The sequence below is a fragment of the Streptomyces sp. BRA346 genome, from assembly GCF_052851135.1.
This window is the reverse complement of the sequence record NZ_JAIWIH010000004.1, coordinates 74,391-98,342: the sequence shown is the minus strand read 5'-3', so window position 1 is coordinate 98,342 and position 23,952 is coordinate 74,391. Positions and strand designations below refer to the sequence as shown.

General features: G+C 74.0%; 22 protein-coding genes. 8 read left to right on the top strand and 14 right to left on the bottom strand.

Annotated elements, in window-relative coordinates; all coding sequences use genetic code 11:
• Nucleotides 1–12: 12 nt before the first annotated feature.
• Nucleotides 13–1,404: a xylan 1,4-beta-xylosidase gene (locus LCH29_RS06110; protein WP_446460652.1), complete on the bottom strand. Its 1,392-nt coding sequence runs from the start codon at nt 1,402–1,404 to the stop codon at nt 13–15.
• A gap of 165 nt (nt 1,405–1,569) precedes the next feature.
• Here LCH29_RS06110 and LCH29_RS06105 point away from each other — a divergent pair, with 165 nt between their 5' ends.
• On the top strand, nt 1,570–2,721 hold the full coding sequence (locus LCH29_RS06105; protein WP_446460651.1) for a DUF5925 domain-containing protein: 1,152 nt from the start codon (nt 1,570–1,572) through the stop codon (nt 2,719–2,721).
• Between the two features lie 10 nt (nt 2,722–2,731).
• Here LCH29_RS06105 and ddaH read toward each other — a convergent pair whose 3' ends face one another.
• Both ddaH and LCH29_RS06095 read right to left on the bottom strand, forming a co-directional pair.
• Nucleotides 2,732–3,511 (bottom strand): dimethylargininase, encoded by a 780-nt coding sequence (gene ddaH / locus LCH29_RS06100; protein WP_446460650.1) that lies wholly within the window; start codon nt 3,509–3,511, stop codon nt 2,732–2,734.
• 243 nt (nt 3,512–3,754) lie between these two features.
• A complete protein-coding gene (locus tag LCH29_RS06095; protein WP_446460649.1) occupies nt 3,755–4,132 on the bottom strand; it encodes a GntR family transcriptional regulator in 378 nt (125 codons plus the stop codon).
• Nucleotides 4,133–4,304: 172 nt separating this feature from the next.
• Between LCH29_RS06095 and LCH29_RS06090 the strand changes: the two genes are divergently transcribed.
• Complete coding sequence (locus LCH29_RS06090; RefSeq protein ID WP_446460648.1) at nt 4,305–5,240, top strand: N-acetyltransferase family protein; 936 nt, start codon at nt 4,305–4,307, stop codon at nt 5,238–5,240.
• Nucleotides 5,241–5,253: 13 nt separating this feature from the next.
• Here the strand turns inward: LCH29_RS06090 and LCH29_RS06085 are convergent, their stop codons facing one another.
• Nucleotides 5,254–6,384 (bottom strand): methyltransferase domain-containing protein, encoded by a 1,131-nt coding sequence (locus tag LCH29_RS06085; RefSeq protein ID WP_446460647.1) that lies wholly within the window; start codon nt 6,382–6,384, stop codon nt 5,254–5,256.
• Between the two features lie 6 nt (nt 6,385–6,390).
• On the opposite strand from LCH29_RS06085, the gene LCH29_RS06080 reads away from it, so the two are divergent.
• The 5 genes from LCH29_RS06080 (at nt 6,391) to LCH29_RS06060 (ending at nt 11,424) form a co-directional block, all read left to right on the top strand.
• Nucleotides 6,391–6,840, top strand: a complete 450-nt coding sequence (locus LCH29_RS06080) for a type II toxin-antitoxin system RelE/ParE family toxin (protein WP_446460646.1) — start codon at nt 6,391–6,393, stop codon at nt 6,838–6,840.
• Nucleotides 6,840–7,175: a helix-turn-helix domain-containing protein gene (locus LCH29_RS06075; RefSeq protein ID WP_446460645.1), complete on the top strand. Its 336-nt coding sequence runs from the start codon at nt 6,840–6,842 to the stop codon at nt 7,173–7,175. Before LCH29_RS06080 ends, LCH29_RS06075 begins: the two co-directional genes overlap by 1 nt.
• A 164-nt stretch (nt 7,176–7,339) precedes the next feature.
• Nucleotides 7,340–8,560: an MFS transporter gene (locus LCH29_RS06070; RefSeq protein WP_446460781.1), complete on the top strand. Its 1,221-nt coding sequence runs from the start codon at nt 7,340–7,342 to the stop codon at nt 8,558–8,560.
• Complete coding sequence (locus LCH29_RS06065) at nt 8,541–10,304, top strand: beta-galactosidase (RefSeq protein WP_446460644.1); 1,764 nt, start codon at nt 8,541–8,543, stop codon at nt 10,302–10,304. Before LCH29_RS06070 ends, LCH29_RS06065 begins: the two co-directional genes overlap by 20 nt.
• A gap of 70 nt (nt 10,305–10,374) precedes the next feature.
• A complete protein-coding gene (locus tag LCH29_RS06060; RefSeq protein WP_446460643.1) occupies nt 10,375–11,424 on the top strand; it encodes a LacI family DNA-binding transcriptional regulator in 1,050 nt (349 codons plus the stop codon).
• Between the two features lie 9 nt (nt 11,425–11,433).
• Here the strand turns inward: LCH29_RS06060 and LCH29_RS06055 are convergent, their stop codons facing one another.
• The 9 genes from LCH29_RS06055 to LCH29_RS06015 all read right to left on the bottom strand — a co-directional run bounded on the left by LCH29_RS06055 (nt 11,434) and on the right by LCH29_RS06015 (nt 21,921).
• On the bottom strand, nt 11,434–11,796 hold the full coding sequence (locus LCH29_RS06055; protein WP_446460642.1) for a peptidase inhibitor family I36 protein: 363 nt from the start codon (nt 11,794–11,796) through the stop codon (nt 11,434–11,436).
• Nucleotides 11,793–12,350 (bottom strand): hypothetical protein, encoded by a 558-nt coding sequence (locus LCH29_RS06050; RefSeq protein WP_446460641.1) that lies wholly within the window; start codon nt 12,348–12,350, stop codon nt 11,793–11,795. The genes LCH29_RS06055 and LCH29_RS06050 overlap by 4 nt, the downstream gene beginning before the upstream one ends.
• 82 nt (nt 12,351–12,432) lie before the next feature.
• Nucleotides 12,433–13,014 carry a Uma2 family endonuclease gene (locus LCH29_RS06045; protein WP_446460640.1) on the bottom strand — a complete coding sequence of 194 codons (582 nt, stop codon included), beginning with the start codon at nt 13,012–13,014 and terminating at the stop codon, nt 12,433–12,435.
• A gap of 74 nt (nt 13,015–13,088) precedes the next feature.
• Entirely contained in the window at nt 13,089–14,279 is a 1,191-nt protein-coding gene (locus LCH29_RS06040) for a type III PLP-dependent enzyme (RefSeq protein WP_446460639.1), read from the bottom strand.
• A complete protein-coding gene (locus tag LCH29_RS06035; RefSeq protein ID WP_446460638.1) occupies nt 14,276–16,021 on the bottom strand; it encodes an IucA/IucC family protein in 1,746 nt (581 codons plus the stop codon). The genes LCH29_RS06040 and LCH29_RS06035 overlap by 4 nt, the downstream gene beginning before the upstream one ends.
• A 59-nt stretch (nt 16,022–16,080) precedes the next feature.
• Entirely contained in the window at nt 16,081–17,919 is a 1,839-nt protein-coding gene (locus LCH29_RS06030) for an IucA/IucC family protein (RefSeq protein ID WP_446460780.1), read from the bottom strand.
• A 488-nt stretch (nt 17,920–18,407) separates the two neighbouring features.
• Nucleotides 18,408–19,637 (bottom strand): ATP-grasp domain-containing protein, encoded by a 1,230-nt coding sequence (locus LCH29_RS06025; RefSeq protein ID WP_446460779.1) that lies wholly within the window; start codon nt 19,635–19,637, stop codon nt 18,408–18,410.
• 145 nt (nt 19,638–19,782) lie between these two features.
• The gene (locus tag LCH29_RS06020) at nt 19,783–21,378 is read right to left on the bottom strand and encodes a carboxyl transferase domain-containing protein (RefSeq protein ID WP_446460637.1); all 1,596 of its coding nucleotides are present in this window, start codon (nt 21,376–21,378) and stop codon (nt 19,783–19,785) included.
• A gap of 90 nt (nt 21,379–21,468) precedes the next feature.
• Nucleotides 21,469–21,921 carry an Lrp/AsnC family transcriptional regulator gene (locus LCH29_RS06015; protein WP_446460636.1) on the bottom strand — a complete coding sequence of 151 codons (453 nt, stop codon included), beginning with the start codon at nt 21,919–21,921 and terminating at the stop codon, nt 21,469–21,471.
• Nucleotides 21,922–22,001: 80 nt separating this feature from the next.
• On the opposite strand from LCH29_RS06015, the gene LCH29_RS06010 reads away from it, so the two are divergent.
• Entirely contained in the window at nt 22,002–23,348 is a 1,347-nt protein-coding gene (locus LCH29_RS06010; RefSeq protein WP_446460635.1) for an APC family permease, read from the top strand.
• Between the two features lie 21 nt (nt 23,349–23,369).
• Here the strand turns inward: LCH29_RS06010 and LCH29_RS06005 are convergent, their stop codons facing one another.
• A complete protein-coding gene (locus tag LCH29_RS06005) occupies nt 23,370–23,867 on the bottom strand; it encodes a MarR family winged helix-turn-helix transcriptional regulator (RefSeq protein WP_446460634.1) in 498 nt (165 codons plus the stop codon).
• Nucleotides 23,868–23,952: the final 85 nt, after the last annotated feature.

Genomic DNA, 23,952 nt, shown 5'->3' with positions numbered 1-23,952 from the left:
GACGACGTGCCCTTACCGCTTGAGCCAGCGCACCTCGTACGCGTCCATGGCGAACGAGCGCCCGTCGACCCTCGCCTTGATCGGCCGGGCCAGGGTGTTGACCACCAGCGTGGCGTCGTCGTCGGCGAGGACCTGCACATGGGGCCGGTCGTCGGCGGCGATGTCCACCGAGCGGAAGCGGGTGCCCGGCGGGAACTCGCGGCCGAAGCGGCTCAGCAGCTCCATCATGGGCAGCGCGCTGCCGCCGTCGTCCAGTTCGGTGGGGCGCCACAGACAGCCGGGGCAGCCGGCGTCCGTCGTCTCCGGGTTCCAGTAGAAGGCGGTCGCGGCGCCGCCGCGGGCCAGCCGGGCCAACGCGGTGGCCTGCACGGCGACGCGGTGCGCCTCGCTCCAGCGGCCGCGGGCGCCCTCCTTGCTCGTGTCGGCGGCCGGTTCCACGTACCACTCGGCCCACCACACCGGCAGCTTCGTGGTCGCGTCGAGCCAGCGGGTGACGTCCTCGAACTTCTGTGTGGCTCGATACGCGTCCGGGATCAGCCGGTCGCCCTCGCGGGTGTAGCTGGAGCCGTCGACCACGACGAAGTCGGCGCCCGCCTTGTGCTCGTTCCAGTACGTGATCGCGTCGACGGAGCGCCGGTCGAGGGTGCCCCAGGGGCCGGACACCGTGGCGTCGCCGCCCGCCGCGCCGGGCGGGTCGCTGTCGGCGACGACGTACGGACCGCCGACCAGGTTCTTCGGGTTCCGCTTCTTCAACTCGTCGTGGACGAGGTTGTAGAGCTTGGTGTAGCCCTCGTAGTTCCAGCGGTTCTTGCCGTCGTCGTAGAAGCCCTTGAACTCGTTCCAGACGATGAAGTGCCGCACCTCCGGATAGCGGTCGGCGACCTTCCCGGCGAGCTTCGCGAAGTCCTCGTAGTGGTCGGGGGTCGGCGCGGTCTCCAGGGACTCCTGCGACCAGTCCGTGTCCCCCGGGGTGCCGCCCTTCATCCAGTCGGGCGCACAGCACAGGGTGAGCACGGGCTCGGTGCCGGTCTTGCGCATCAGGGCGACGCGCCGGTCCAGGTCGGCGAAGTCGTAGCGGCCCGGGGACGGCTCGGGGTTGCCCGCGCCCCACCCCATGATGTGCTGGTTCTGCGGCATCGGACGGTCCGACAGCAGCGACTCGGCGGCCTTCCTGGCGCTGTCGGTGCCGCGGTCGGCGCTGTACTGGGTGTGGGTGAAGCCCCAGCCGAGACCGGCCGACGCCGCTCGCTCGCGGGCCGAGGCCGACGCCCCCGGCCGCCCCGCGCCGTCCCCCGGCCAGCTCGTGCACGTGGTCAGCAGCAGGGCCAGCGTGCCCATGCCGACGGCGAGCAGTGCGGTGATCCGCCACCGCCGCGCTCCCGGTAACCCCGCCCGCGACCCCACCGGCGTTCCTACCCGTGATCCCACCCGCGCCCCGCCCCGTTTCCGTCCTTGACGCCCCACAAAGAGTAAGAGTATCCCTGAACGCCCCCATTCCGGTGGGCTTCTTCGGAACAGCTCGGTAAACGGCCGTAAACCCCGGTGCGCCGACGCCCCTCGTGCTGGATCATGGGGCAGGGTGCGCCGAACGCCGCACCGGACCGCTCGCTCAGGAGGCAGACCCTGCCCGCTACACCCGCCGAACAGTCCCTTCCGATCCGGCTGAACGTCGATGACAGCGATTCGCCGTCGGATGTCGTCGACGCACTCTTTCTCGGCCGTTTCGCGACCGGAGAGCAGCCGTATGCCCGCAGCCACTCCGTCGACCGGGTGAAGTCGAGCGCCACGCTGCTGCCGCCCGCCGCGACCGTGCTGCGCGCGGCCCGCGACGACGACCGCAGCGCCACGCTCGCCGAGGGCGACGGCTGGACCCTGCTGGTGTCCCGGTGGAACCGGGGCGCGGACGTGACCGTGACCGCGGTCCGGGACGACCTTGCCGAAACGGTGCTGCGGCAGGCGGTCGACGGCGCCGAGGACGAGCCCGAGCCCCAGCCGGAGAACGTGTCGATGGGCTTCTGGTACGTCTCGCCGCGCCGCGGCCCGCACCGCACCACCCGCCAGATCGCGGCCGGGACCTGGGAGGAGATCCGCGGCAACTACACCGCGCCGGTCGCCGACGCCATGGACGGGCTGATGAAGGTCACCCCGGACGACATCGCGGGCCGCCTCCTGCTGCTGCACGGCCCGCCCGGCACCGGCAAGACTTCCGCGCTGCGCACCCTCGCCCGCTCCTGGCGCGACTGGTGCCAGGTGGACTGCGTCCTGGACCCGGAGCGGCTGTTCACCGACGTCGGCTATCTGATGGACATCGCCATCGGCGAGGACGACGGCTCGGCCAAGGGCCGCTGGCGGCTGCTGCTCCTGGAGGACTGCGACGAGCTGATCCGCGGCGAGGCCAAGCACACCGCGGGCCAGGCGCTGTCCCGGCTGCTCAACCTGACGGACGGTCTGCTGGGCCAGGGGCGCAACGTCCTGGTCGGGGTGACCACCAACGAGGACCTGGAGCGGCTGCACCCGGCGGTGGTCCGCCCCGGCCGCTGCCTGGCCCGCATCGAGGTCGGCAAGCTGAACCGCACGGAGGCGGTCACCTGGCTCGGCACGGAGGAGGGCGTCGGCCGGGACGGCGCGACGCTCGCGGAGCTGTTCGCCCTCCGCCGCGGCACCCGCCCCGCCTCGGTCCCCATCCAGCCGGGCGAGACGGACGCGGGGCTGTACCTGTAAGCCCGGCCTCCTAGACGTACAGCTCCCGCAGCCGCACCGACAGGCAGGTCACACAGCCCTCCATCTTCTCGAACTCGCCGATGTCCACCGGCACCGGCGTATATCCGAGGTCGGCGAAGAGCGCCGCGCTGCGCGGCGCGCTCGCCGCCATCAACAGCCTGCCGCCGCCCAGCAGCACCACGTGCGCGCCCGACTCCTCGGGCACCGGCAGGAAGCGCGGAAAGGCGGCCGGGTCGTCGACCAGCGGCGGATACCCGATCACGGTGCCGTCCGGCAGCGCCGTGACCGCCGACTTCAGGTGCAGCACCTTGCTGACCGGTACGGCCACCACCCGCGCCCCCAACGGCTCGAAGGCGGCGCGCAGCTGCCGCACCCCCTCGCCGTTGGTGCGGCCGCCGCGCCCGACGTACACCGTGTCGCCGATCTTCAGGACATCGCCGCCCTCCAGCGTCCCCGGTTCCCGCACCCGGTTGACCGAACAGCCGAGCGCCGTCACGGCCGCCTCGGCGGCGGCGGTCTCGGGGCGGCGGGACTCGGCGCCGGGGCGCGCGATCAGCGCGACGTTCCGGTGGACGACCATCGTGTCCTCGACGAAGACCCCGTCCGGGCACGCGTCGACCGGATCGGCCTCCACCGTCTCCCAGCCGTGCGTCCGGAGGGCGGCGACGTAACCCTCCCACTGCCGCAGCGCGAGCGCGGCGTCGACCGGCTTGCGGTCGATGTGCGTGACAAGCCCCTCCGCGAGCCGCGGGCTCGGCCGCCGGACCAGGGCGATACGGCTGGTGGCCATGGGTCTCCCCTCTTTTTTCAGGGCTCGGTTCGCCTCCGGGGCGCCTCAGCCGTCCCCCAGCTACCGCTGGGAGGTGCCCCCGCACGGTCGACCGTGCTCGACTCCTCGCGCGTCGGAGCCGCATATCGATGCGAGTCCGAGGAGTCTCCGCGCGCTCTCCCTTTCGACACCGTCGCGCCCCTTCGGCTCGCCCCCAGCTACCGCTGGGAGGTGTGCCCCGGCCGGTAGGGCCCGGAGCCGCTGTCAGGAGTCACCGTACGCCGCCCGCAGCGCGTCCTCGACGGTGGCGAGGGCCGCCGCGCGGTCCAGTCCGAGCCGCCGGGCCCGCTGGGCGTAGGTCTGCGCCGCCTCGGCGGCCTGGCGCCCGGCCGCGTCACCGGCCGCCGCGACGAACGTGCCGTGGCGCCCGCGGGTCTCGATCACGCCGTCCGACTCCAGCGCGCGGTACGCCTTGGCGACGGTGTTCGCCGCCAGGCCCAGCTCCTCGGCGAAGCCGCGTACGGTGGGCAGCTTGTAGCCCACGGGGAGTTTCCCGGAGCGGGCCTGCTCGGCGATCTGCGCGCGGATCTGCTCGAAGGGGGCGGTCGCCGCGTCGGGGTCGACGGTGATCTGCAAGGCCACGTGGGGCTCCTGGGGTGCGTACGGCGTGGGGTGCGGGCTCAGGCCCTGCCCGGCAGATCTTCGCGGGCCCGCGACGCCTGGCAGTGCCTGGTCGCACCCATTGTGTGCCGCTGGGTGCGCGGCCGGAAAATCGGAGGCGGGCCGGGGACACCTGGCCGTAGTCTGCGCGCTCATGACCATGACCGTGCGCGATTTCCGGGCCGCCGACGCGGCCGCCGTCGCGGAGGCACGCCGCTCCGCCTTCCCCCACCTGGTGACGACGGACCGGACCGTGGCCTGGGAGGTGGCGAGCGCGCCGGAAGCGCGCCGCTACCGGCTGCTGGTCGCCGAGGAGGACGGCCGGGTGGTGGGCGCTTGCGAAGTGGGCCTCTTCCCGGGCGAAGACGGCGACGGGCCGGGCGTGGCCTGCGCCAACACCTCGGTGCGCGCCGACGCGCGGGGCCGGGGCGCCGGTTCGGCGCTGGTGGCCGCGGCCGAGGAGTACGCGGCGGGGCTGGGCGCCGCCAAGGTGTTCGCGTGGACCGTGGACGAGCCCGCCTGCGTCGGCTTCGCCGAGCGCCGCGGCTACCGCCGCAGCCGGTCGTGCCGCATCCTGTGGCTGGACCTCGCGAAGGCGGACCTGCCGCCGCTGGGCGCGGACGCCCTGCCGGACGGGGTGGCGCTGCGGTCCGCGGCGGAGCTCGCCGACGATCCGCGCCCGCTGTACGAGACGGACGTCGACGTGATGGTGGACGAGCCCGGCGACGTGGTGGAGGGCCCGATGCCCTACGCCGAGTGGCTGGCCCGGACCTGGAACCATCCCTCGCTGGACCACGAACTGACCTCCCTGGCCGTCGTGGACGGCCGGGTCGCGGCGTTCAGCCTCGCCCATACGGATGGCCGCGGCCGCTACTGGTCGGGCATGACCGGCACGCTGCGCGCCTACCGCGGCCGGGGCCTGGCGAAGCTGGCCAAGACCCATTCGCTGCACCGGGCGCGCGCGGCGGGGTGCGCCGAGGCGTTCACGGGCAACGACAGCGAGAACGGCCCGATGCTGGCGATCAACGTGGGGCTCGGCTACGCCGTGGCCGCCCTGGAACGGCGCTACGTACGCGAGCTGGGCCACTGACGCGGGTCGCCCGTCACCCCGACGCCTCCAGCACCACCAGCCGGTCCGGGCCGTCCGGCGCGAACGCGATGCCGTCCCCCGGCTCGTGCCAGTGCACGGCGAACCGCTCCCCGGCCCGGTACGCCTCCACGCCCGCGCGGCAGTACGCCACCATGTCCTCGGGCAGGGCGTCCAGCGCGAACCAACCGATCTCGGAGCACTTGTCCGGCTCCCGGTTCACCGGCTCCCCCGCGCCGTCCGTCAGCTCCGCCTCGAAGAACCAGCCCGTACGGGCCGAGGCCGTGGGCGACTTGTGCTGCATGACGAGCGCCACCCGCACCTCGTCGGGGGTGAGCCGGATGCCGATCTCCTCGGCCGCCTCGCGGATCACCGCGGTCCGTACGTCCTCGCCGTCCTCCACATGGCCGGACGGCGCGTGCAGCAGCCCGTCCGCGTACCCCGTGCCCGCGCGGCGCGCGAGCAGGATCCGACCGCCGCGCCGCAGCAGCAGATGGACGTCGACGATCTCCGCGTGCCGCCGGGGCGCGGCGAGGTCCGCGCACAGCACGTAGCGCTCATCGCGCACCGGCCGCCCCCACAACGCCGCGTCCGCCGCCAGCTGTTCGACATACGTACGGGACGCCAGCGGCTCGACCATGCGCATCAGGTCACCGGCCGTCAGCCCGACCGGATCCGACTCGCCCCACCGCCCCTCGACCAGCACCAGCGCCCCGCCCGGCCGCAGCAGCCGGGCCCAGCGCCGCAGCGCGGCCTCCTGGTCGGGCAGCAGCCACAGCAGATGGCGCGCCAGGACGACGTCGAAGGCGCCCTCCTCGACCGGCGGTGCGGCCGCGTCCCCGACGAGCACGGTGGCGCCCGTCCCGGCGAGCTTGGCGCGGGCGCGCTCGGCCATCCGCGGCGACCGGTCGACGCCCGTCACCCGGTGGCCCTGCTCGGCCGCGAGGCGGGCCAGGCTGCCCGTGCCGCAGCCGAGGTCGAGCACGGCGCAGGGCCGTCCGGGCAGCCACTGCCGCAACCGGGCCGCCCACGCCTCCCGCACGGCCGGATCGCGCAGCCCGTGGTCCGGCTCGTCGTCGAACCCGGCCGCGGCGGCGTCCCAGTAGTCGGCGGTTCCGTAACCGGTCATCGATCCCTCAGCACCCATGCGGCGATGGTGTCACCCGCCACCGACAACGCCTCGGGCCCGACTCCGCTTGGTGATGTCGTTGGCGACATATGTCGTGCACGACTGGATGCCCTGTACTCCATCGAGGTCGAGCCCGAGGTCAGGACCTGGCTCGAACTTCTACCCGGCAAGCCCTACCGCAAGGTGGAGGCCTATGCCGAGTCACCGGCCGAGCTGGGGCCACACACCCCGATGCCCTACGCCCGCCCGCTGCGCGATGGAGTGAGTGAGCTGCGCCCCAGCCTCGACGGCGTGCAGACGCGGGTGACTTACTGGATCACGGACGACCGCCGCGTCGTCCTGCTGACCGTGTTCCGCAAGACCAGGGCCCATGAGGAAGCCCAGATCAGTAGGGCGGTACTGGCGAAGAAGGAGTGCGAAGCCGAGCATGGTCCAGCGCATTCAGAGTTCATCCGCATGGAAGGAGACGAGTGATGGGGCACAGCCGCTGGAGGTTGGCGCGTGAACGCGAGCCGGCCGAGGGGCACCGGGGATCCGCCGAGGTCGAACAGGAGCGCCAAGAGCACCGGCTGTCCATGGCGCTGGCCAAGGTCGTCTACGACCGTCGCGTGGAACTCGGGCTTTCCCAGAGCGAGCTGGCCACCCGTACCGGACTGTCCCAGGCCAAGATTTCCCGGATCGAGGGATCCGACACCGTTCCCACACTGCCTCTGCTCGCAAAGCTGGCCAAGGGGCTGAATGCCTCCCTGAACATCGCCATCGACGAGGACGACGCACAGGTGACGCTCACGGCCCACGAAGCGGCTTAAGGGCCGCGTCCCGCGAGAGGGGCGTCCACACTCGGGGACCTGACGCGGACCCCAGGGATGCCCAAGGACGTCTTGACGGCGGAAATGTTAGCGGTAACACTCGCGTCGTGGACACCGTGGACGAGCACGTAGGCCAGACTCCCGATCCCTCCTCACACCCACCCCTGTTCAGCCGCGCCGCGGTGGTCGCGTCCTGCGTCGGCTTCATCCTCATCGGCGCGCTCCAGGCCCTCTACGGCCCGTCGATCCCCGCCTTCCGCGACGCCCACGGGTTGTCGCCCTCGGTCGCCGGGCTGGCCCTGAGCGCGCACTTCGTCGGCGGCGTCGCGGGCGTCCTCGGCTTCGACCGGCTCTTCGGCCGGATCGGCAACCGGGCGCTGCTCGGCTCTTCGTATCTGCTCATGGCGGGCGGCGCGGCCGGGTTCGCGCTCGCCCCCGGCTGGCCGCTCGCCCTGGGTCTGGCGCTGCTCGCGGGGCTCGGCTTCGGCGGCATCGACTACGGGCTCAACCAGATGTTCGCGGTCGGCTTCGGGCGGCGCAGCGCCGCCATGCTCAACGTCCTCAACGCCCACTTCGGCATCGGCGCGATCCTCGGCCCGGCCCTCATCGGCCTGGTCGGGGCGGAGCACTACACCGTGGTGTTCCTGGGGTTCGCCGTGCTCACGCTGCCGCTGGTGCTGTGTCTGGCCGGGGTGCGGGACGAGGCGCCGCCGCGCGGCGGCCCGGAGGCGGAGACCACCGACAAAGCCCGCAACCGCAGCCTCGTCACCGTCCTGGGCGCGTTCGTGCTGCTCTACGTCCTCCATGTCGGCGTCGAGGCCGGGGTCGGGGGCTGGGAGCCCACCCACCTGGAGACCGTCGGGTACGGCGCGACCGCCGCCGCGTCCGCGACCTCCGTGTACTGGCTGATGATGACCGTCGGCCGCTTCCTGGTCGCCCCGCTCGCGCTGCGCTGGTCCGCCCCGGCGATCATCGCGGTCAGCTGCGCGGGCATGACCGTCTGTCTGCTGCTCGCCGCGATCCCGGCCCTGGCTCCGTACGCGTACGCGGGCGTCGGCCTGTTCATCGCGCCGATCTTCCCGACCGGGCTGCCCTGGCTGGGCCGGGCCGCGCCGCGCGCCCGCCGGGCCGGGGCGCTGGTGATCGCCGCGTCGATGATCGGCGGGGTGGCCGCGGGGCCCGTGCTCGGTAAGGCGATCGAGCTGTCGGGCATCCGTGCCGTACCGCTCGTGCTGGGCGCCGTCTCGGCCGTCTGCCTGATCACCACCGGCTGGCTGATCCGCGCCACGTCCTCGTCCGTATCCCCTACGCACACCCTCCCCACCGCACCCGCTGCCGCCCGTGCGGTCGAAAGGACTTCGGCCCATGCCCGCCCTGACGCTTGACCAAGACGGCTTCCTCCTCCACGGCAAGCCCTTCCGGATCCTCTCCGGCGGCTTCCACTACTTCCGCACCCACCCCGACCAGTGGGCCGACCGGCTGCGCAAGGCGCGGCTGCTGGGGCTCAACACGGTCGAGACGTACGTCCCGTGGAATCTGCACCAGCCCAGGCCGGACGGCCCGCTGGACCTCGACGGGCTGCTGGACCTGCCCCGCTTCCTGGAGCTCGCCCGGGCCGAGGGGCTGTCCGTGCTGCTGCGCCCCGGCCCGTACATCTGCGCCGAGTGGGAGGGCGGCGGGCTGCCCTCCTGGCTGACCGCCGATCCGGACATCCGGCAGCGCAGCAGCGATCCTCGGTTCACCGGCGCCGTGGACGCGTACCTCGATCTGCTGCTGCCGCCGCTCGTCCCGTACATGGCGGCGGCGGGTGGCCCGGTGATCGCGGTCCAGGTGGAGAACGAGTACGGCGCGTACGGCGACGACACCGCCTACCTCGCCCATCTGGCGGACGCCCTGCGCAAGCGCGGCGTCGAGGAGCTGCTGTTCACCTGCGACCAGGCGGACAAGGCCATGCTGGCCGCCGGGAGCCTGCCCGGGGTGCTCTCCACCGGCACCTTCGGCAGCCGGGTCGGCGACGCGCTGGAGGTGCTGCGCGCCCACCAGGAGAGCGGGCCGCTGATGTGCTCGGAGTTCTGGATCGGCTGGTTCGACCACTGGGGCGAGCCGCACCATGTGCGGGCGGCGGACGACGCGGCCGCCGATCTGGACGCGCTGCTGTCGGCGGGGGCGTCGGTGAACCTCTACATGTTCCACGGGGGCACCAACTTCGCCTTCACCAGCGGCGCGAACCACGATCACGCCTATGCGCCCACCGTCACCTCCTACGACTACGACGCGGTGCTCACCGAATGCGGCGACCCGGGCCCCAAGTACGCGGCGTTCCGCGAGGTCCTCGCCCGCCACACGGACGTACCGGACGAGCCCATTCCGGAGCCGTCGCCCAAGCTGCCGCCGACCGAGGTCCGGTTGACCGCCTCGGCGAACGCCCTGGTCAGCGCCGAATTCCTGGCCCCGGCGGAACACTTCACCGACCCGCCCACCATGGAGGCGCTCGGCCAGAATTACGGTTTCGTCCTCTACGGCACCGAGCTGCCCGTCATCGGCGACCACGTCCTGCACTTCACGGGCGGGGTCGGCGACCGGGCGCAGGTGTTCGTGAACGGCGCCCCGGCCGGTGTCGTCGAACGCGAGCGCCACGAGAACAGCATCCATGTGCGCAGCCCCGAATACGGCGCCCGGCTGGACGTCCTGGTCGAGAACATGGGCCGCGCCAACTACGGCGTCCGCATCGGCGACCCCAAGGGCATCACCGGCCCGGTCGCCCTCGACGGGAAGCCGCTGGAGAACTGGACCTGCCACCGCCTCCCCCTGGACCGGCTCCCCGAACTCCCCTTCCGCACCACCGACACCCCCGTCGCGGGCCCGGGCTTCCACCGCGGCACGTTCACCGTGGAGACCCCCGCCGACGCGTATCTCGCCCTGCCGGGCTGGACCAAGGGCGTGGCCTGGGTCAACGGCTTCAACCTGGGCCGCTACTGGGCGCGCGGCCCGCAGCGGCGGCTGTACGTGCCGTGGCCGGTGCTGAAGGCGGGCGAGAACGAACTGACCCTGCTGGAGCTACAGTCGGCGACGACCCGGGTGGCCCACCTCGTCGACGCACCGGACCTGGGCTGGACCGCGAGGGACTGACCCGGAACCCCGGGTGCGGGCCACACCCCGCGCCCGGGGCGAGCACCCCCTTCGAAGGAGCCACGACCGCATGGCGGAGCCCCACAACGCCCCCACCCGACGCCGCCGCCCCACCACCGGCGGCGGTGTGGTGATGGCGGACGTCGCCCGGCTCGCGGGCGTCTCCGACCAGACTGTCTCCCGCGTCCTCAACGACCACCCCCGGGTCCGCGCCGAAACCCGCGAACGCGTCCGCGCCGCCATGCGCGAGCTGGGCTACCGCCCCACGGCCAGCGCCCGCACCCTGGCCAGCGGGCGCAGCCGCACGCTCGGGGTGATCTCCTTCGACGCGGCCCGCTTCGGCCCGGCCGCCACGCTCGCCGGGATCAACGAGGCCGCGCAGGCGGCCGGTTACCTCGTCAGTACGATCGCCCTCACCGCCGCCGACCAGGCCGCCGTCACCGGCGCGGTGGACCGGCTGCTCGGCCAGGGCGCGGACGGCATCATCGCCATCGCGCCCCAGCGCTCGGTCGGCCAGGCCCTGGTCGAGGCGGATCACGGCGTCCCCATGGTCACCCTGGACAAGAGCTTCGGCGCCCACATCCCGGTCGTCGCGGGCGACTCCGCCTCCGGCGCCCGCCAGGCCACCGCGCACCTCCTCGGCCTCGGCCACCGCACTGTCCGCCACATCGCGGGCCCCACCGGCTGGATCGCCGCCGAGGCCCGCGTCGACGGCTGGCGCGCCGCGCTGGAGGCCGCGGGCGCCGAGGTCCACGAGCCGCTGCTGGGCGACTGGAGCGCGGACTCCGGCTACGACCTGGGCCGCCGCATCGCCCGGCAGCTCGGCCTCACCGCGCTGTTCGTCTCCAACGACCAGATGGCCGTCGGTGTCCTGCGCGCCCTCCACGAGGCGGGCCTCCGGGTCCCCGAGGACGTCAGCGTGGTCGGCTACGACGACATCCCCGAAGCCGCCCATCTGCTCCCGCCGCTCACCACGGTCCGCACCGACTTCACCGAGATCGGCCGCCGCTGTCTGACCCTGATGCTCGACCAGCTCGACCGCTCGCCGGAGCCCGGCGTCCGCGTGACCATCCCCACCGAGCTGGTCGTCCGCCACAGCACGGGCCCGGCCCGCACGTAGCTGCGCGGGTCAGACACACCATCTGGCCGACGCGACATCCTTGTAGAACGCCGAGCCCGACAGGTTGCCGATGCCGTAGCCGGGCCGGATGGTCGCGGAGGGACCGGTGTACCCGGCGCCGCTGTAGATCCGTACGGTGCACCGGGTACCGGCGTTGAACACCGACACCGCGTTGTCGAACTCGTAGATCCGCAGAAGATCGCTCACATCACCGGACGCCACGCCGGGTTCCCCGGAGTAGAAGGGCGCGACGTAGGCGCAGAGGCTGCCCGTAGGACACGGGGTCGCCGCCGCTTCCGCCGCCGGGCCCACGAGGGTCAGTCCCAGCCCGGCCACCGCCGTGGCCGCACCGCTCGCGATGGTCCTTCTCATGTCCGTCCCTTCCCCTTCCGCAGGGCCTGCCCCCGCAGCTCCTTCACGGTGGTGACCACCTTCCAGGAGGAGGCGGGCAGGCGTGCTTCGACACGTTTCTGGGCCGTACGCACGGCCGCGGCCAGGTCGGTCTTCCGCTGGCACGCGGCGTCATGGCCGGAGAGGCGCAACTCGCGGTCGCCGACTCGCTGGAGGGCGGGCCGGGCCCTTCCGGCCCGGGTGACCGCGTCCTGGATAAGGCCGCGGGCCTGTTGCAGTGAGGTGACGTCGTCGCCGTTGTCGCGCATGCACGACGCCCACGCCCGTTGCGCCGCGCGGAAGGCCCGGTCGTGGGTCACCTCGGTGACGACCTTGGCGCCGAGACCCTGGAGCCGCAGCTCCGCCTGCTCCCACGCGGCGCCGTAGAGGGCCCGCCGCGCGCGGTACACACAGCCGTCGGTGTTGATGCGCAGGGTCACGGCCCCGGGCGCCGTGAGGACGCGCTGATGGTGTCCGGTGCCGGTCAGAGCACGCTGCCAGGCGGTCTGGCGGGCGGCGCTCCAGTGGGCCGTCACCGCCGCGTTGCGATCTTTGCCGGGCCCCAGCGCGATCGAGCGGCAGCAGAAACAACAGCGCTGACCCGCCCCCGGGATGGCCTCAGCGCACCCAGCCCTTCAGCGGTTCGGTGTCGAGCGTGACCCCGACCGGCGAGGGCAACGTGATCGGCTTGCCGAACGGCACGGTCTTCGTGCTCTCGTACCGGACTCCGTCGGGCTCGCTGAAGACGGTGATCTCACCGGCCTCCCGGTCGATCAGCAGATACACCGGGATACCCGTCTCCGCATAAGCCCGAGGCTTCTCGACGCGGTCCCGGCGGTCGGTGTCGGAGTCATAGGAGGTGACCTCGGCGACCATGAGGACGGGCTCGGCGTCGGCCCACTCGCCCTGACCGACGAACGCGTCGCTGTGGGCCAGGGTCCCATCGGGACGCGCATGACCGTTGCGGTAGGTCTCCACCTTGAGGCCCTGATCGTGGAGCCAGAGATCAGGGCTCGTCTGGATACAGATCCGCGCCAGCCACTGGATGATCCGGCCGTGATCGCCATCCGGCACCGGCGTAACCCCGATCCTCCCGTTGATGAACTCCCACCGCACCCCTTCCGCCACACGGGCTGCCAGCCGCGCATACTCCTCGAACTCCTCCGGCAGCATCTGCGGACGATCGTGGGTCGCGGTCATGCCCATGGCCTCCTTCGGGGGTGCGGCGCAGTTCCCAGCTTAGCCCCTACCAGTCATCCGAGCAGGTCACACGGTCATTCCCCGAGGTAGTGGAAGCCCGGCTCCGGGTGCATCAGGAAGTCGTGGTGCGAGATGTTCCAGGCGTACGCGCCCGCCATCGCGAAGGCGACGCGGTCCCCGGCGCGCAGCTCCCCGACCGGGACGCCGCGGGCCAGGACGTCCTTGGGGGTGCACAGCTGGCCGACCAGGGTGACCGGTTCGCCGCGGGCGGCGGGGCGGGGCCAGTCCCGGTCCCAGTCGGCGGCGGGGAGCACCTGGAAGGGGTGGTCGTGCTGTTTGGCGGCCGGGGTGCGCAGGTGGTGGGTGCCGCCGCGGAGGACCGCGAACGCCTCGCCGCGGCTGTGCTTGAGGTCCAGCACCTCGGTGACGTACCAGCCGCAGTACGCGGTCAGCGCCCGGCCCGGCTCGATCCGCAGGGTCAGGCCGGGGTTGCGGTCGGCGACGTCGGCCAGGCCCTCGCCGTACGCCTTCCAGTCGAAGCGGGTGTCGGGGCGGGTGTAGTCCACGCCCATGCCGCCGCCCACGTTGACCTCGGTGAGGTCCAGGCCGTGACGGTCGGACAGCGCGCGCGTCCAGTCGGCGATCCGCGCGGCCACGGCGGTCTGGGCCGGGGCGTCGAGGCCGCTCGCGAGGTGGGCGTGGACGCCGCGCAGCCGGAGCGGGCCGTCCGGGGTGAAGAGCGGCAGGCACCGCTCCACCCGGTCGGGGTCGAGGCCGAACGGGCTGGGGCGGCCGCCCATGGCGAGCGCCGCGCCGCCCAGCGCCTCACCGGTCAGGGGGAGGTTGACGCGCAGCAGGACGTCCACGGGGCGGTCGGCGAGGGACGACAGAAGGCGCAGTTCGTGCTCGCTCTCCACATGGAACCGTTCCACGCCCAGCTCCAGCGCCCGCCGCAGCTCCGTCTCCGTCTTGCCCGGTCCGCCGAACGCGAGCGGCCGGTCGGGGACGGCCTCGCGGACGTGCGCCAGCTCGCCGCCGGAGGCGACCTCGTAGCCGGTGACGTACGGGGCGAGCGCGCGCAGGACCGGCGGCTCCGGGTTGGCCTTCGCCGCGTAGTACAGCTCGACGTGGCGAGGGAGCGCGTCCCGTATCTCCCGGACGTGGGAGTCGAGGGCGGTCAGGTCGTAGACGTACGCGGGGAGGCCGTCCCCGGTGAGCGTCCCGGCGAGCGCGGCGGCCGGTGCGGTGAGGGGCAGGGGGGTCAACGGGCGCTCCCGGGGGCGATGACGCGGGCCGCCTCGGACAGCAGGTCGGAGGCGAGCGGGCTGGCGATACGGACGTAACCGGCGTCCCGGTCGGCCTTGCGGCCCCAGCGGGTCAGGAGGTTGGCCTTGGCGGGCAGCGGCACGCCCGCCACCAGGGCGCGCAGCGCGGGCGGGTCGTCGTGGGCGGCGGCGCGTGTCCACAGGACGCGGCGGACCGCCGACCACAGGTCGGGCTCCAGCCGGGGGTGCCGGTCGGCGAGGGCGGCGACCATCTCGGCGAGGTGGTTGACCAGCAGGCAGTACACCACCCGGTCCCAGCCGCGCTCGCGCCCGTACGTCAGGGGGCGGGCCACCGCCTCGGGCAGGGCCGCGAGCGCATCAGCGTGGTGGCCGGAGACCAGCTTGGTGCCCTCCAGGTCACGGAAGAGCACCTGGCGCGGGGTGCCGGTGGTGTCCACGCCGATGACCACGTTCTGGAGGTGGGGTTCGAGGACCACGCCGTGGTCGAAGTAGGCGGCCAGGACGGGCGGTACGAGGAGGTCGAGATACGCCTGCCACCAGGCGAGCGCGTGCTCGGGCCCGGTGCCGCCGAGGAGGTGGGAGAGCTGGGCTCCGCTCGTCGGGTACTCGTCGGCGACGGCCGCCGCCAGCAGCCCGGTCAGCCCCGGCCGCAGCCGGACGTCCAACCCCTCGCGGACGATCACGCCGAAGCCCTCGGAGAGGTGGCGGTCGTCGAGGTCGAGGGTGCGGTAGCCGGGTTCGCGCAGCAGGTCGGCGCCGGGGAAGCGGGCGGCGAGGTCGGCGGCGACCGGCTCCAGCAGCCGGGTGAGGGCGACGGCGCCGGACAGCTCGTAGTCGGCGTTCTTGCGGAGGCAGTTGGTGATGCGCACGTTCAGGCTGAACTTGAGGAAGTCCCGGCCGTCGTAGAGCGTGCGGACCGAGGCCGTCGGCGCGAAGTCCGGACCGCCGGGGCCCAGGTCGAGGATGTCGCCGCGGTCGAGCGCCGCCCGCAGCACCCGGTGCTCGCGGAGCATGGCGTACTGCCAGGGGTGGGCGGGCAGCAGCCGGTAGCCGTCGGGGACCGGCCGCTGACGGTCCAGCGGCGCCAGCGCCCCGGCGTACGCGGCCTCCTCCCGTACGTACTCCCGGCGCACCGCGAGGTGGTGCAGCGGGAAGCGGGCCCCGGCCTCGGGCGCGAACAGCGCCCAGGAGGCGGGGCTTCCGGTGCGGGCCTTGGGGGTGGGGTGGAAGCGGTGACCGAAGAACAGGGACTGCTCGGAGGCCAGATAGGCGTCCGGGGCGGGATTCCCGGTGGCCTTCTCCCGCTCCTGGAGGGCGGCCGTCATGCCCGCGTGGCTGGAGGCGACCTGCGCCAGGAACTCGTCGTTGCGGACCCCCGTGCGCAGTTGGAGTTCCCGCTGGATGCGCTCGGCCAGGCCGCGCCAGGAGACCTCCGCCCAGATGCCGTCGCGCTGTTCGCTGACCGGTCCGGTGAACCGGTGCGCGCCGATCAGCGACGTGCGGCGCAGCCCCACCCGCAGCAGCACCCCGCTGCGGGGCAGCCGCAGCCGCAGCCCGCCGTCGCCGGCCACGACGGTCTGGTGTTCCGGGCCCGACACCTCGCGCAGCAGACAGTTGAGCAGGGTGTGGGCGGTCGCGTGGTCGGCGGAGACCAGCGCCGCGGCGGGCGGGGCCGGCGCGGCGGGCGAGACCGCGGAGGTGGGCGAGGAGGTCGTTGGCATGGAGCGGCTCCAGCGGGTGCGGAGAGGAGAGGTGTGGAGGGATAAGGAGGTCGGGGCCGTCATCTGCCGCGACCCCGCAGAAGGTAGTTGGGCCCGGTCACGTAGTGCTTGTTGACGTCGGCGGCGCCCGACCGGGCCTTGGTGAACAGCGTGCCCGCGGTCACCATCGCCTTGACCGGCAGCCGGTCCGCGTCCAGCACCCGGGCGCGCAGCACGGCGGCGGCCGCCCCCGGGTAGACCGCGCCGGTCCGTTCGACGGCCTCGGTGAGCCGGGCGCGCAGCTTCCGCAGCACGGCGTCCAGGGGCGCGCGGCCGAGGGCGGCCAGTTCGAAGGCGAGCGCGGCGGCGCACAGATGGACGGTGATGGTGGTGAACACGTCCGCCACCGGCCCGTCGCCGCCCGTCAGGATGCGGCGGTCGTCGAATCCGCACAGGTCCGCGGCGTCGGCCCCGCCGATCATCGCGGCGAGCCGGATCGCGTGGACCCGCGGCCCGTCGTGGTCCTTGATGAGCAGCCGCAGCCGTGGGGTGGCCGGACCGCCGGTGTCGTCGAAGACGAGGGAGGTGTTCTGCTGATGCGACTCCAGGGCGATGCCGTAGGCGAAGAGGGTGGTGTGGAAGTCGAAGAGGAGGGTGAGGTACGCGTCGAGCAGGGCGAACAGGTCCCCGCCGTAGTACCGCTCGGCGAGCACGTCCGCCACGAGCGCGCCGTCCGGGGTGCGGGCCAGCAGCCCGGCCAACGGCACGACCTGCGCGTTCTCCAGACCCGGCGGATAGCGGCGGACCAGCGTGGCCAACAGCTCGTGCCCGGCGTGCAGATGGGTGGTCTCGTCGGCGAGCAGCACGGTGTCCGTGAACCGCCGCTCGCGCGCGATCACCGCCTCCGTCAGCCGCTGCGCCACCTCGCCGTCGAGAAGTGTGCCCGGCTTGACGGTCCGCCGGTTGCGCAGCCCCAGGGTCGCGGTGGTGAGCGGCAGCTTGAGGTGGATGAGCGGATCGTCGGCGACGGCGACGGTCCGCATCGACAGCGTGGGCCGTACGTCCAGCCACGGCCGCTCGGCGAGCCGCGCCCGCCCGCGCAGCCCGGTCGCGTCGAGGGCGACGTCGAGGGAGCGGCCGACGGTGAGCGGATGCACGGGCAGCGCGACATGGTCGGCGTCGAGCCCCCCGGGCAGCCCCAGCTCCCCGGGCCGCGGCCACCACGCGGGCAGCCGCCCCGGATCCCCGCCGACCGCCGCGCGCGGCAGCGCGAGCCAGCGCAGCGCGAAGGCGGGCGCGAACTCGGGCGCGTGGGCGCGCAGGTCGTCCTCACCGAACACGGACCGTCCGCGGCTGGTGGGGTAGACGGGGTGATCGCGGAAGGCGGCCAGCGTGTCGTACGCGACGCCCCCGCCCATCCCGGCCCACCGCCCGGCCTCCCCGTACCGCGCGGCCAGCCCCCGGACGACACCGGGCCGGACGCGGTCGTGCAGCCGCGTGGCGTCGAGCGCGCGGTGGCATTCCCCCACGAACACGTCGTACAGCTCCTGGTTCTCGGGCGCCACGGCCCCCCGCAACCGCCCGAGCACGCCGTCGAGCCCCCGCACCACGACGGCCGGGGCCACGGTCCCGGACACCGCGCCGAGCCCTGGGCCGCCGGTATGCGCCGCGCGGCCCTCGCCGGTACCGCCGTCAGCGCGGCCCGGGTCCGGCTCGGCCGCACGCGTCGCCCCGTCCGGGCACGCCGCGACGGGGCGCGGACCGGCACGGTCCGCCCGCGCGGGCGCGCCACCGCCATCCCCCGCATCGCACCCACCGGCACCCGCGCCACCCGACGCGGCCGCGTGCCCGCCGGACCGTCCGGCGCGGGCGGGCTCGGAGCCGGGGCTCCCAGCCGGTGGCTGCGTCGCGTGGCCCACTTCCGTACCGCCCGATCCGGGTTCGGCGACGGCACGGTGCGGCCCGCCGGAACCCGCCGCGACGGACTGCGGCGAGGCGCCGTCCTCAGCTCCGGCAGCACCGGGACCCCCCGCGATGTGCCCGGCGCGGGCGGACCCGGGGCCTGAGCCCCCGGCCCGGGGGGACGCCGCACGGCCCTCGCCGAGGCCACCGGCGGCGGGGAGCGGCGGGCCATTCGAGCCCGGCTCAGGGCCGGACACCCCGGCCGGGGGTGGCGACTCGCATTCCAGCCTCACCGGGCGGCGGGCGCGGATGTCGCACTGGAAGCCGTCCGGTTCCACCGGCAGCAGCACGGTCCCGCCCTCCCGCAGCGCGATGCGCAGCCAGTCGCCGTCGGCGCGGCGTACGGTGCGGGCGCGGGTGCGCAGGTGGTACGCGTCCTCCCGGAGCAGGGTGTCGAGCACCCGGCCGAGGAGTTCCTCCTCGGCCACCTCCCCTTCCGCGCGGCTCATGACGCGATCTCCCACCGGTGGGCCGCCAGGAACTCCGTCACGGCCGCGTCGATCCGCCCCTGGTCGGTGCCGGTCGCGCGGAGGACGCCGAGGAAGTCGCGGTTGGTGCGGTAGAGGGGGTGTTCCTCGCCGATCTCACGCAGCGGGCGGTAGTCGAGCCGTACACCGTCGCGTTCGGTCACGGCCGCCGCCGGGGCGGCCACGAGGCGGCCGGGACGATCGGCCATGACGTACTCCATGCGGACCCGGCCGTCCGTGCGGGCGCCGAGGTCGGGCGGGAGCGGTTCGCCGAGGTGGGTGCGGAGGATGTGCTCGAAGAGCGGGATGCCGAGGAGTTCGGCGAGCACCAGGTCGCATTGGTCGCCGATGGCACGGTAGTTCACCTCGATGAGGCGGGCCCGGTCGCCCTGGACGACGTATTCGGTGTGGCAAGCGCCGAATCCTACTCCCAGCGCCCGGAGTTGGGCCAGCACCTGGCCGGTGTGGGGCTGTGGGGGCGGGGCGGGCAGGAGGTGCAGCCGCTCCTCGATGAAGTGCGGGGGCGGGGAGACGTCGGTGCGGAAGGCGCCGAGGACGTGGAGGGTGCGGCCGTCGCCGAGGGTTTCGAGGGTGCGCAGTTCGCCGTGCAGGTACTCCTCGATCACCAGCGCCGCGTCGGGCCGGTGGGCGCGTATGTCGCGGCAGCTGCGGACGAGTTCGGCCGCGTCGCCGACGAGGACGACGTCCTCGCTGGCCACGCCCTCGCGCGGCTTGACGACGCAGGGGAAGGGCGCGTCGAGGTCGGCGAGGGTGGACGGGTCGTCGCCGGTGCCGAGTTCGGTGGACCAGACCGTGTCGGCACCGGCCGCGGCGAGGGCGCGGCGCAGCTCGGCCTTGTTCTTGGTGCGGAGGGCGGCGCGCCAGTCCTTGCCGGGGAGGTCGAAGTAGGCGGCGGCGAGGGCGGCCTGGGTCTGGAGGTGGTCGCTGTTGGTGAAGACGGCGCGGGGCCGTCGGCCGTCCGGGGCGGCGGCGATCCGGCTGATGACCTCGCGGAAGTCCCGTACGTCGCAGGGGGCGACGTCGAGCGTGGCGGGGAGCTGTCCGCCGCGGTCCGCGTGGCGGGCGTACGCGCGCTCGTGCGCCTCGGGCTGGTCGGTGAGCAGGGTGACGGCGAGCCCGAGGCGGGCGGCGGCGGGGAGGAAGCCTTCGGTGACGGAGTCGGTCGGGTTGAGGGCGAGAAGGCGGATGGGCGCGGAGTGGGCAGGGGCAGGGGTGGAGGACGGCCGGGGTGCCGTGTCGAGATCATTCTCGTTCACGAGCCGAGATTAGGTTAGGCATGCCTAAGACTGCCAATTCGGCTGGCCGACGCGCCCGTTTGGCCCTGTTACGCCATCAACTCGGCAGCCCGATGCGGCGGTGCCGGGCCCGGCGGGCGGCGAGCCGCTCCTCGGGGTCCTGGGCGCGGAGGGCGGCGAGTTCGGCGCCCAGGATGTGCCCGAGGCGCCCGAGGAACCCCTCCCGCTCGTCGCCGTCCTCCTCCACGACGCGGTCGACGATGCCGTCGGCCAGCAGGTCGGCGGAGCGCACCCCCTGCCGGTCGGCGACCTCGTACGCCCGCTCCGTGGTCCGGTGGAGGATGGCGGACGCGCCCTCGGGCGGCAGCGGCGACAGCCAGGCGTGCCGCGCGGCCACGACCCGGTCGGCGGGCAGCAGCGCGAGCGCGGCCCCGCCCGCGCCCTGGCCGAGCAGCAGGCAGAGGGTGGGCGCGGGCAGCGTGACCATGTCCGCGAGACACCGGGCGATCTCCCCCGCCAGCCCGCCCTCCTCGGCCTCGCGGTTGAGCGCCGCGCCGGCGGTGTCGATGACGGTGAGCAGCGGCAGCCCCAGCTCGGCCGCGATGCGCATCCCGCGCCGCGCGGTCCGCAGCCCGGCGGGTCCCAGCGGCTGCCCCTCGGTCGACGCGCGCTCACCGCCGCGGCGCCCGCGCCGGTTGTGCCCGAGCACCACACAGGGCACCCCGCCGACCCGCGCCAGGGCGAGCAACAGCCCCGGATCGTGCTCCCCGGCGCCGGTCCCGCTGAGCGGACTCACGTCCTCCGCGGCGACCCGCAGCAGATCCCGCACCCCGGGCCGGTCCTCCCGCCGCGAGGCCCGGATCGACTCCTCGGCCGAGGGCCCGACCGCCGTGGCCCCGGCGGCCCCGACCGCCGTACGGCCGGGCGCGGGGCCCGGCTCCGCGTCTGGCCGAAAACCGGCCCCGGCGGGCCGGGGCGGCGGGGTCTGGTCGCCGCACAGCACCCGCAACACCCGCGCCGCGACCTCCGCGAGGCGGCTCGTCGGGAGCACCGCGTCGATCAGGCCGTGGTTCATCAGGTTCTCGGCGACCTGCACGCCCGCCGGGAACTCCTCGCCGTACAGGGCCTCGTGCACCCGCGGGCCCATGAAGCCGATGAGGGCTCCCGGTTCGGCGGCGGTGACATGACCCAGGGAGCCCCACGAGGCGAGGACACCGCCGGTGGTGGGGTGGCGTACGTGCACCAGGTACGGCAGGCCCGCGGCCTTGTGGTCGGTTATCGCCGCCGCCACCTTCACCATCTGGAGGAAGGCGACCGTGCCCTCCTGCATCCGGGTCCCGCCGGACGCCGGGGCGGCCAGCAGCGGGAGCCGTTCCGCCGTGGCGCGCTCGACGGCGCGGACCAGCCGCTCCCCCACCGCGACCCCGATCGAGCCCGCGAGGAAGCGGAACTCGCAGGCCACATAGGCGACCCGGCGCCCCTCGATGCGCCCCTCGCCCGTGATAACCGACTCGTCGAGCCCGGTGCGCTCGCGGGCCCGCTCCAGGTCGGCCCGGTAGTCGGGGTCGGTCGTGGTGATCTCGACCGGCTCGTCCCAGCCGCGCCGGCTGCCGGGGTCGAGGAAGGTCTCGACCAGGTCGATGGCGGACTTGCGGGCCTTGTCGGCGCCCGCGCGGGGATGAGTTCCGGTCATGCCTGACACCTTCCACGCACACAACACGGCTCAATCATTCGTCTTCCGTGCCCCGCGACGCCGACCCCTTCGGTGACCACCGTTCGGCGGTCACAATTCGGTGATCACCTCGCCCGCCACATGCTGGTAGATGATCGAACTGCGGAAGTCCACGACCTCCTTGCGCCCCGAGAGACGGTCCATCAGAAAGGCGTGCAGCCGGTCCACGTCGGCCACCGACACATGGACCAGGAAGTCGTCGCCGCCCGCGACCACATACACCGACAGCACCTCGGGCAGCGTGACCAGGTACGCCTTGAACCCCTCGATGACCTCCCGGCTCAACGGCCGGATCCGGACCGAGACGAGGGCCTGGACCGGGCGGCCCAGGGCGCGCAGGTCGACCGTCGCCCGATAGCCGGTGATCACGCCGCGGTTGCGCAGTCCCCGGACCCGCTCCAGGCAGGTGGAGGGGGCGATGCCGAGGGTACGGGCGAGTTCGCGGTTGGCCTGGCGTGCATCGCGCTGGAGTTCGCGGACGATCGCCGCATCAAGTTCGTCCATGTCAGGCATGATCCCAGTTCCACCGAATTTCATTCGGCGGAGCCGTCATATGGTCGTCCGGGTGACTGGCTTCCCCGGTCATGACCGCGCAAAGCACCAGAACGTCCGCTCCTCCTCCGCCATCTCCCCCAGCACCCCGCCGCCTCGGCACCGGGGGCGGCACCGCCCTGTACGCGGGCGCCGTCCTCGGGCCCGGGGTGCTCGCGCTGCCCGCCCTCGCGGCCGCGGCCGCCGGGCCCGCCTCGGTGGTGGCCTGGGTCGCCCTGCTGGTGACGAGCGTGCCGGTCGCCGCGTGCTTCGCGGCGCTCGGCGCCCGGTTCCCGGACGGCGGCGGGGTGGCCACGTACGTCCACCGCGCCGTCGGGCCACGCGCGGCGGCGGTCGTGGGGTGGTGGTTCTACGGGGCCGTACCGCTCGGGGTGGTCGCGGCCGCGTGGATCGGCGGGCAGTACGTCACGGCCGCCGCGGGCTGGGGCGGCACGGGGACGGCGGCCGTCGCCGCGCTCGTCCTGGCGGCCGCCTTCGCCGCCAACCGCCACGGGCTGCGGCTGTCCAGCCGGGTGCAGCTGCTGCTGGTCGGGCTGCTGACGACGCTGCTGCCGGCGGCGGTCCTCGCGGCGGCGCCGCAGATGCGCGCCGCGCACTTCACGCCGTTCATGCCGGGCGGCTGGGGCTCGGTCGGCTCGGCGGCGGGGGTACTCTTCTTCGCGTTCGCGGGGTGGGAGGCGGCCAGCCATCTGTCCGCGGAATTCGCCGATCCGCGGCGCGATCTGCCGCGCGTCACCGCGCTCACGCTCGCCGTGGTCAGCGTGCTGTACCTGGGGCTCGCGATCGTGACGGTCGGCGCGCTCGGCCCGGCCGCGGCGGCCACCGACACCCCGCTGACCGCGCTGCTGACCCGCAGCGTGGGCGGCGCGGCGCGCGCGGTGGCCGCCGTCGCGGCGCTGTTCCTCACCTTCGGCGCCGTCAACTCCTATGTCGCGGGCGCCGCCCGGCTCGGTGCCGCCCTCGCCCGCGACGGCGCCGCGCCCCGGTGGCTGGCCCGCGGCGGTGCGCCCGGCGAAGTGCCGCGGCGCAGCCTGGCCGTGCTCGCCGCCGGGGGCGTGGCGGTCGGGGCATCGGCGGCGGGCGGCGCGGCGGGACTCGACGGGCTGATGCGCGCGACCTCCACGTGCCTGGCCGCGGTCACCCTGGCCGGGCTGCTGGCGGCGCTGATGCTGCTGCCGCGCCGTACGGTCCTGTGGTGGGCGGCCGTCGGCAGCACGGCGATCACCGCGACCGTCCTCGTCCTCTCCGGCGTCCTGCTGCTGATCCCGCTGGCCCTGGCGGCCGCGGCCCCGTGCTTCCAGACCTTCCGGCGCACCCGCGCCCCCGGCGCCGACTCCGGGTCCGGGTCCGAGTCCGAGTCCGGGGAGAAGCCCGCCTGACGGCTCCGGCGGGGAGGACGCTCAGTCCTCTTCGTCGGCCAGCGCCGCGTCGAGCGCCGCCGTCAGCCGCTGAACCCGTGACCGCAGATCGGCCAGCTCGTCGTGGTCCAGGCCGGTCGACCGGATCACCTTCAGGGGGACCTCGCGGGCCTGCTCCTTGAGCGCCTCGCCCTCCGCCGTCAGCCGGACCGTCACCGAGCGCTCGTCGTGCGCGCTGCGCTCGCGCGTGACGAGTCCGGCCGACTGCATGCGCTTGAGCAGCGGCGAGAGGGTACCCGAGTCCAGCCGCAGGAACTCGCCCAGCTGCTTGACCGGCATCTCGCCGTGCTCCCACAGCACCAGCAGCGCCAGGTACTGCGGGTACGTCAGCTCCGTGTCGCGCAGCACCCGTCGGTAGATGCCGCCGAACGCGCGCGAGGCGGCGTGCAGGGCGAAGCAGAGCTGAAGGTCGAGCCGGAGCGGATCGTCCGCCGTGACGGCTCCGCTCGGCGCGGGAAGCGGGTCGGGCTGAGGTGACATATGACCAGCGTACCTCTTAGTTGTGCGCAATTTAATTGTGTGCTCTACTTGGGCCACTGCCGGACCCCGGCCGGACTCCCCCGGC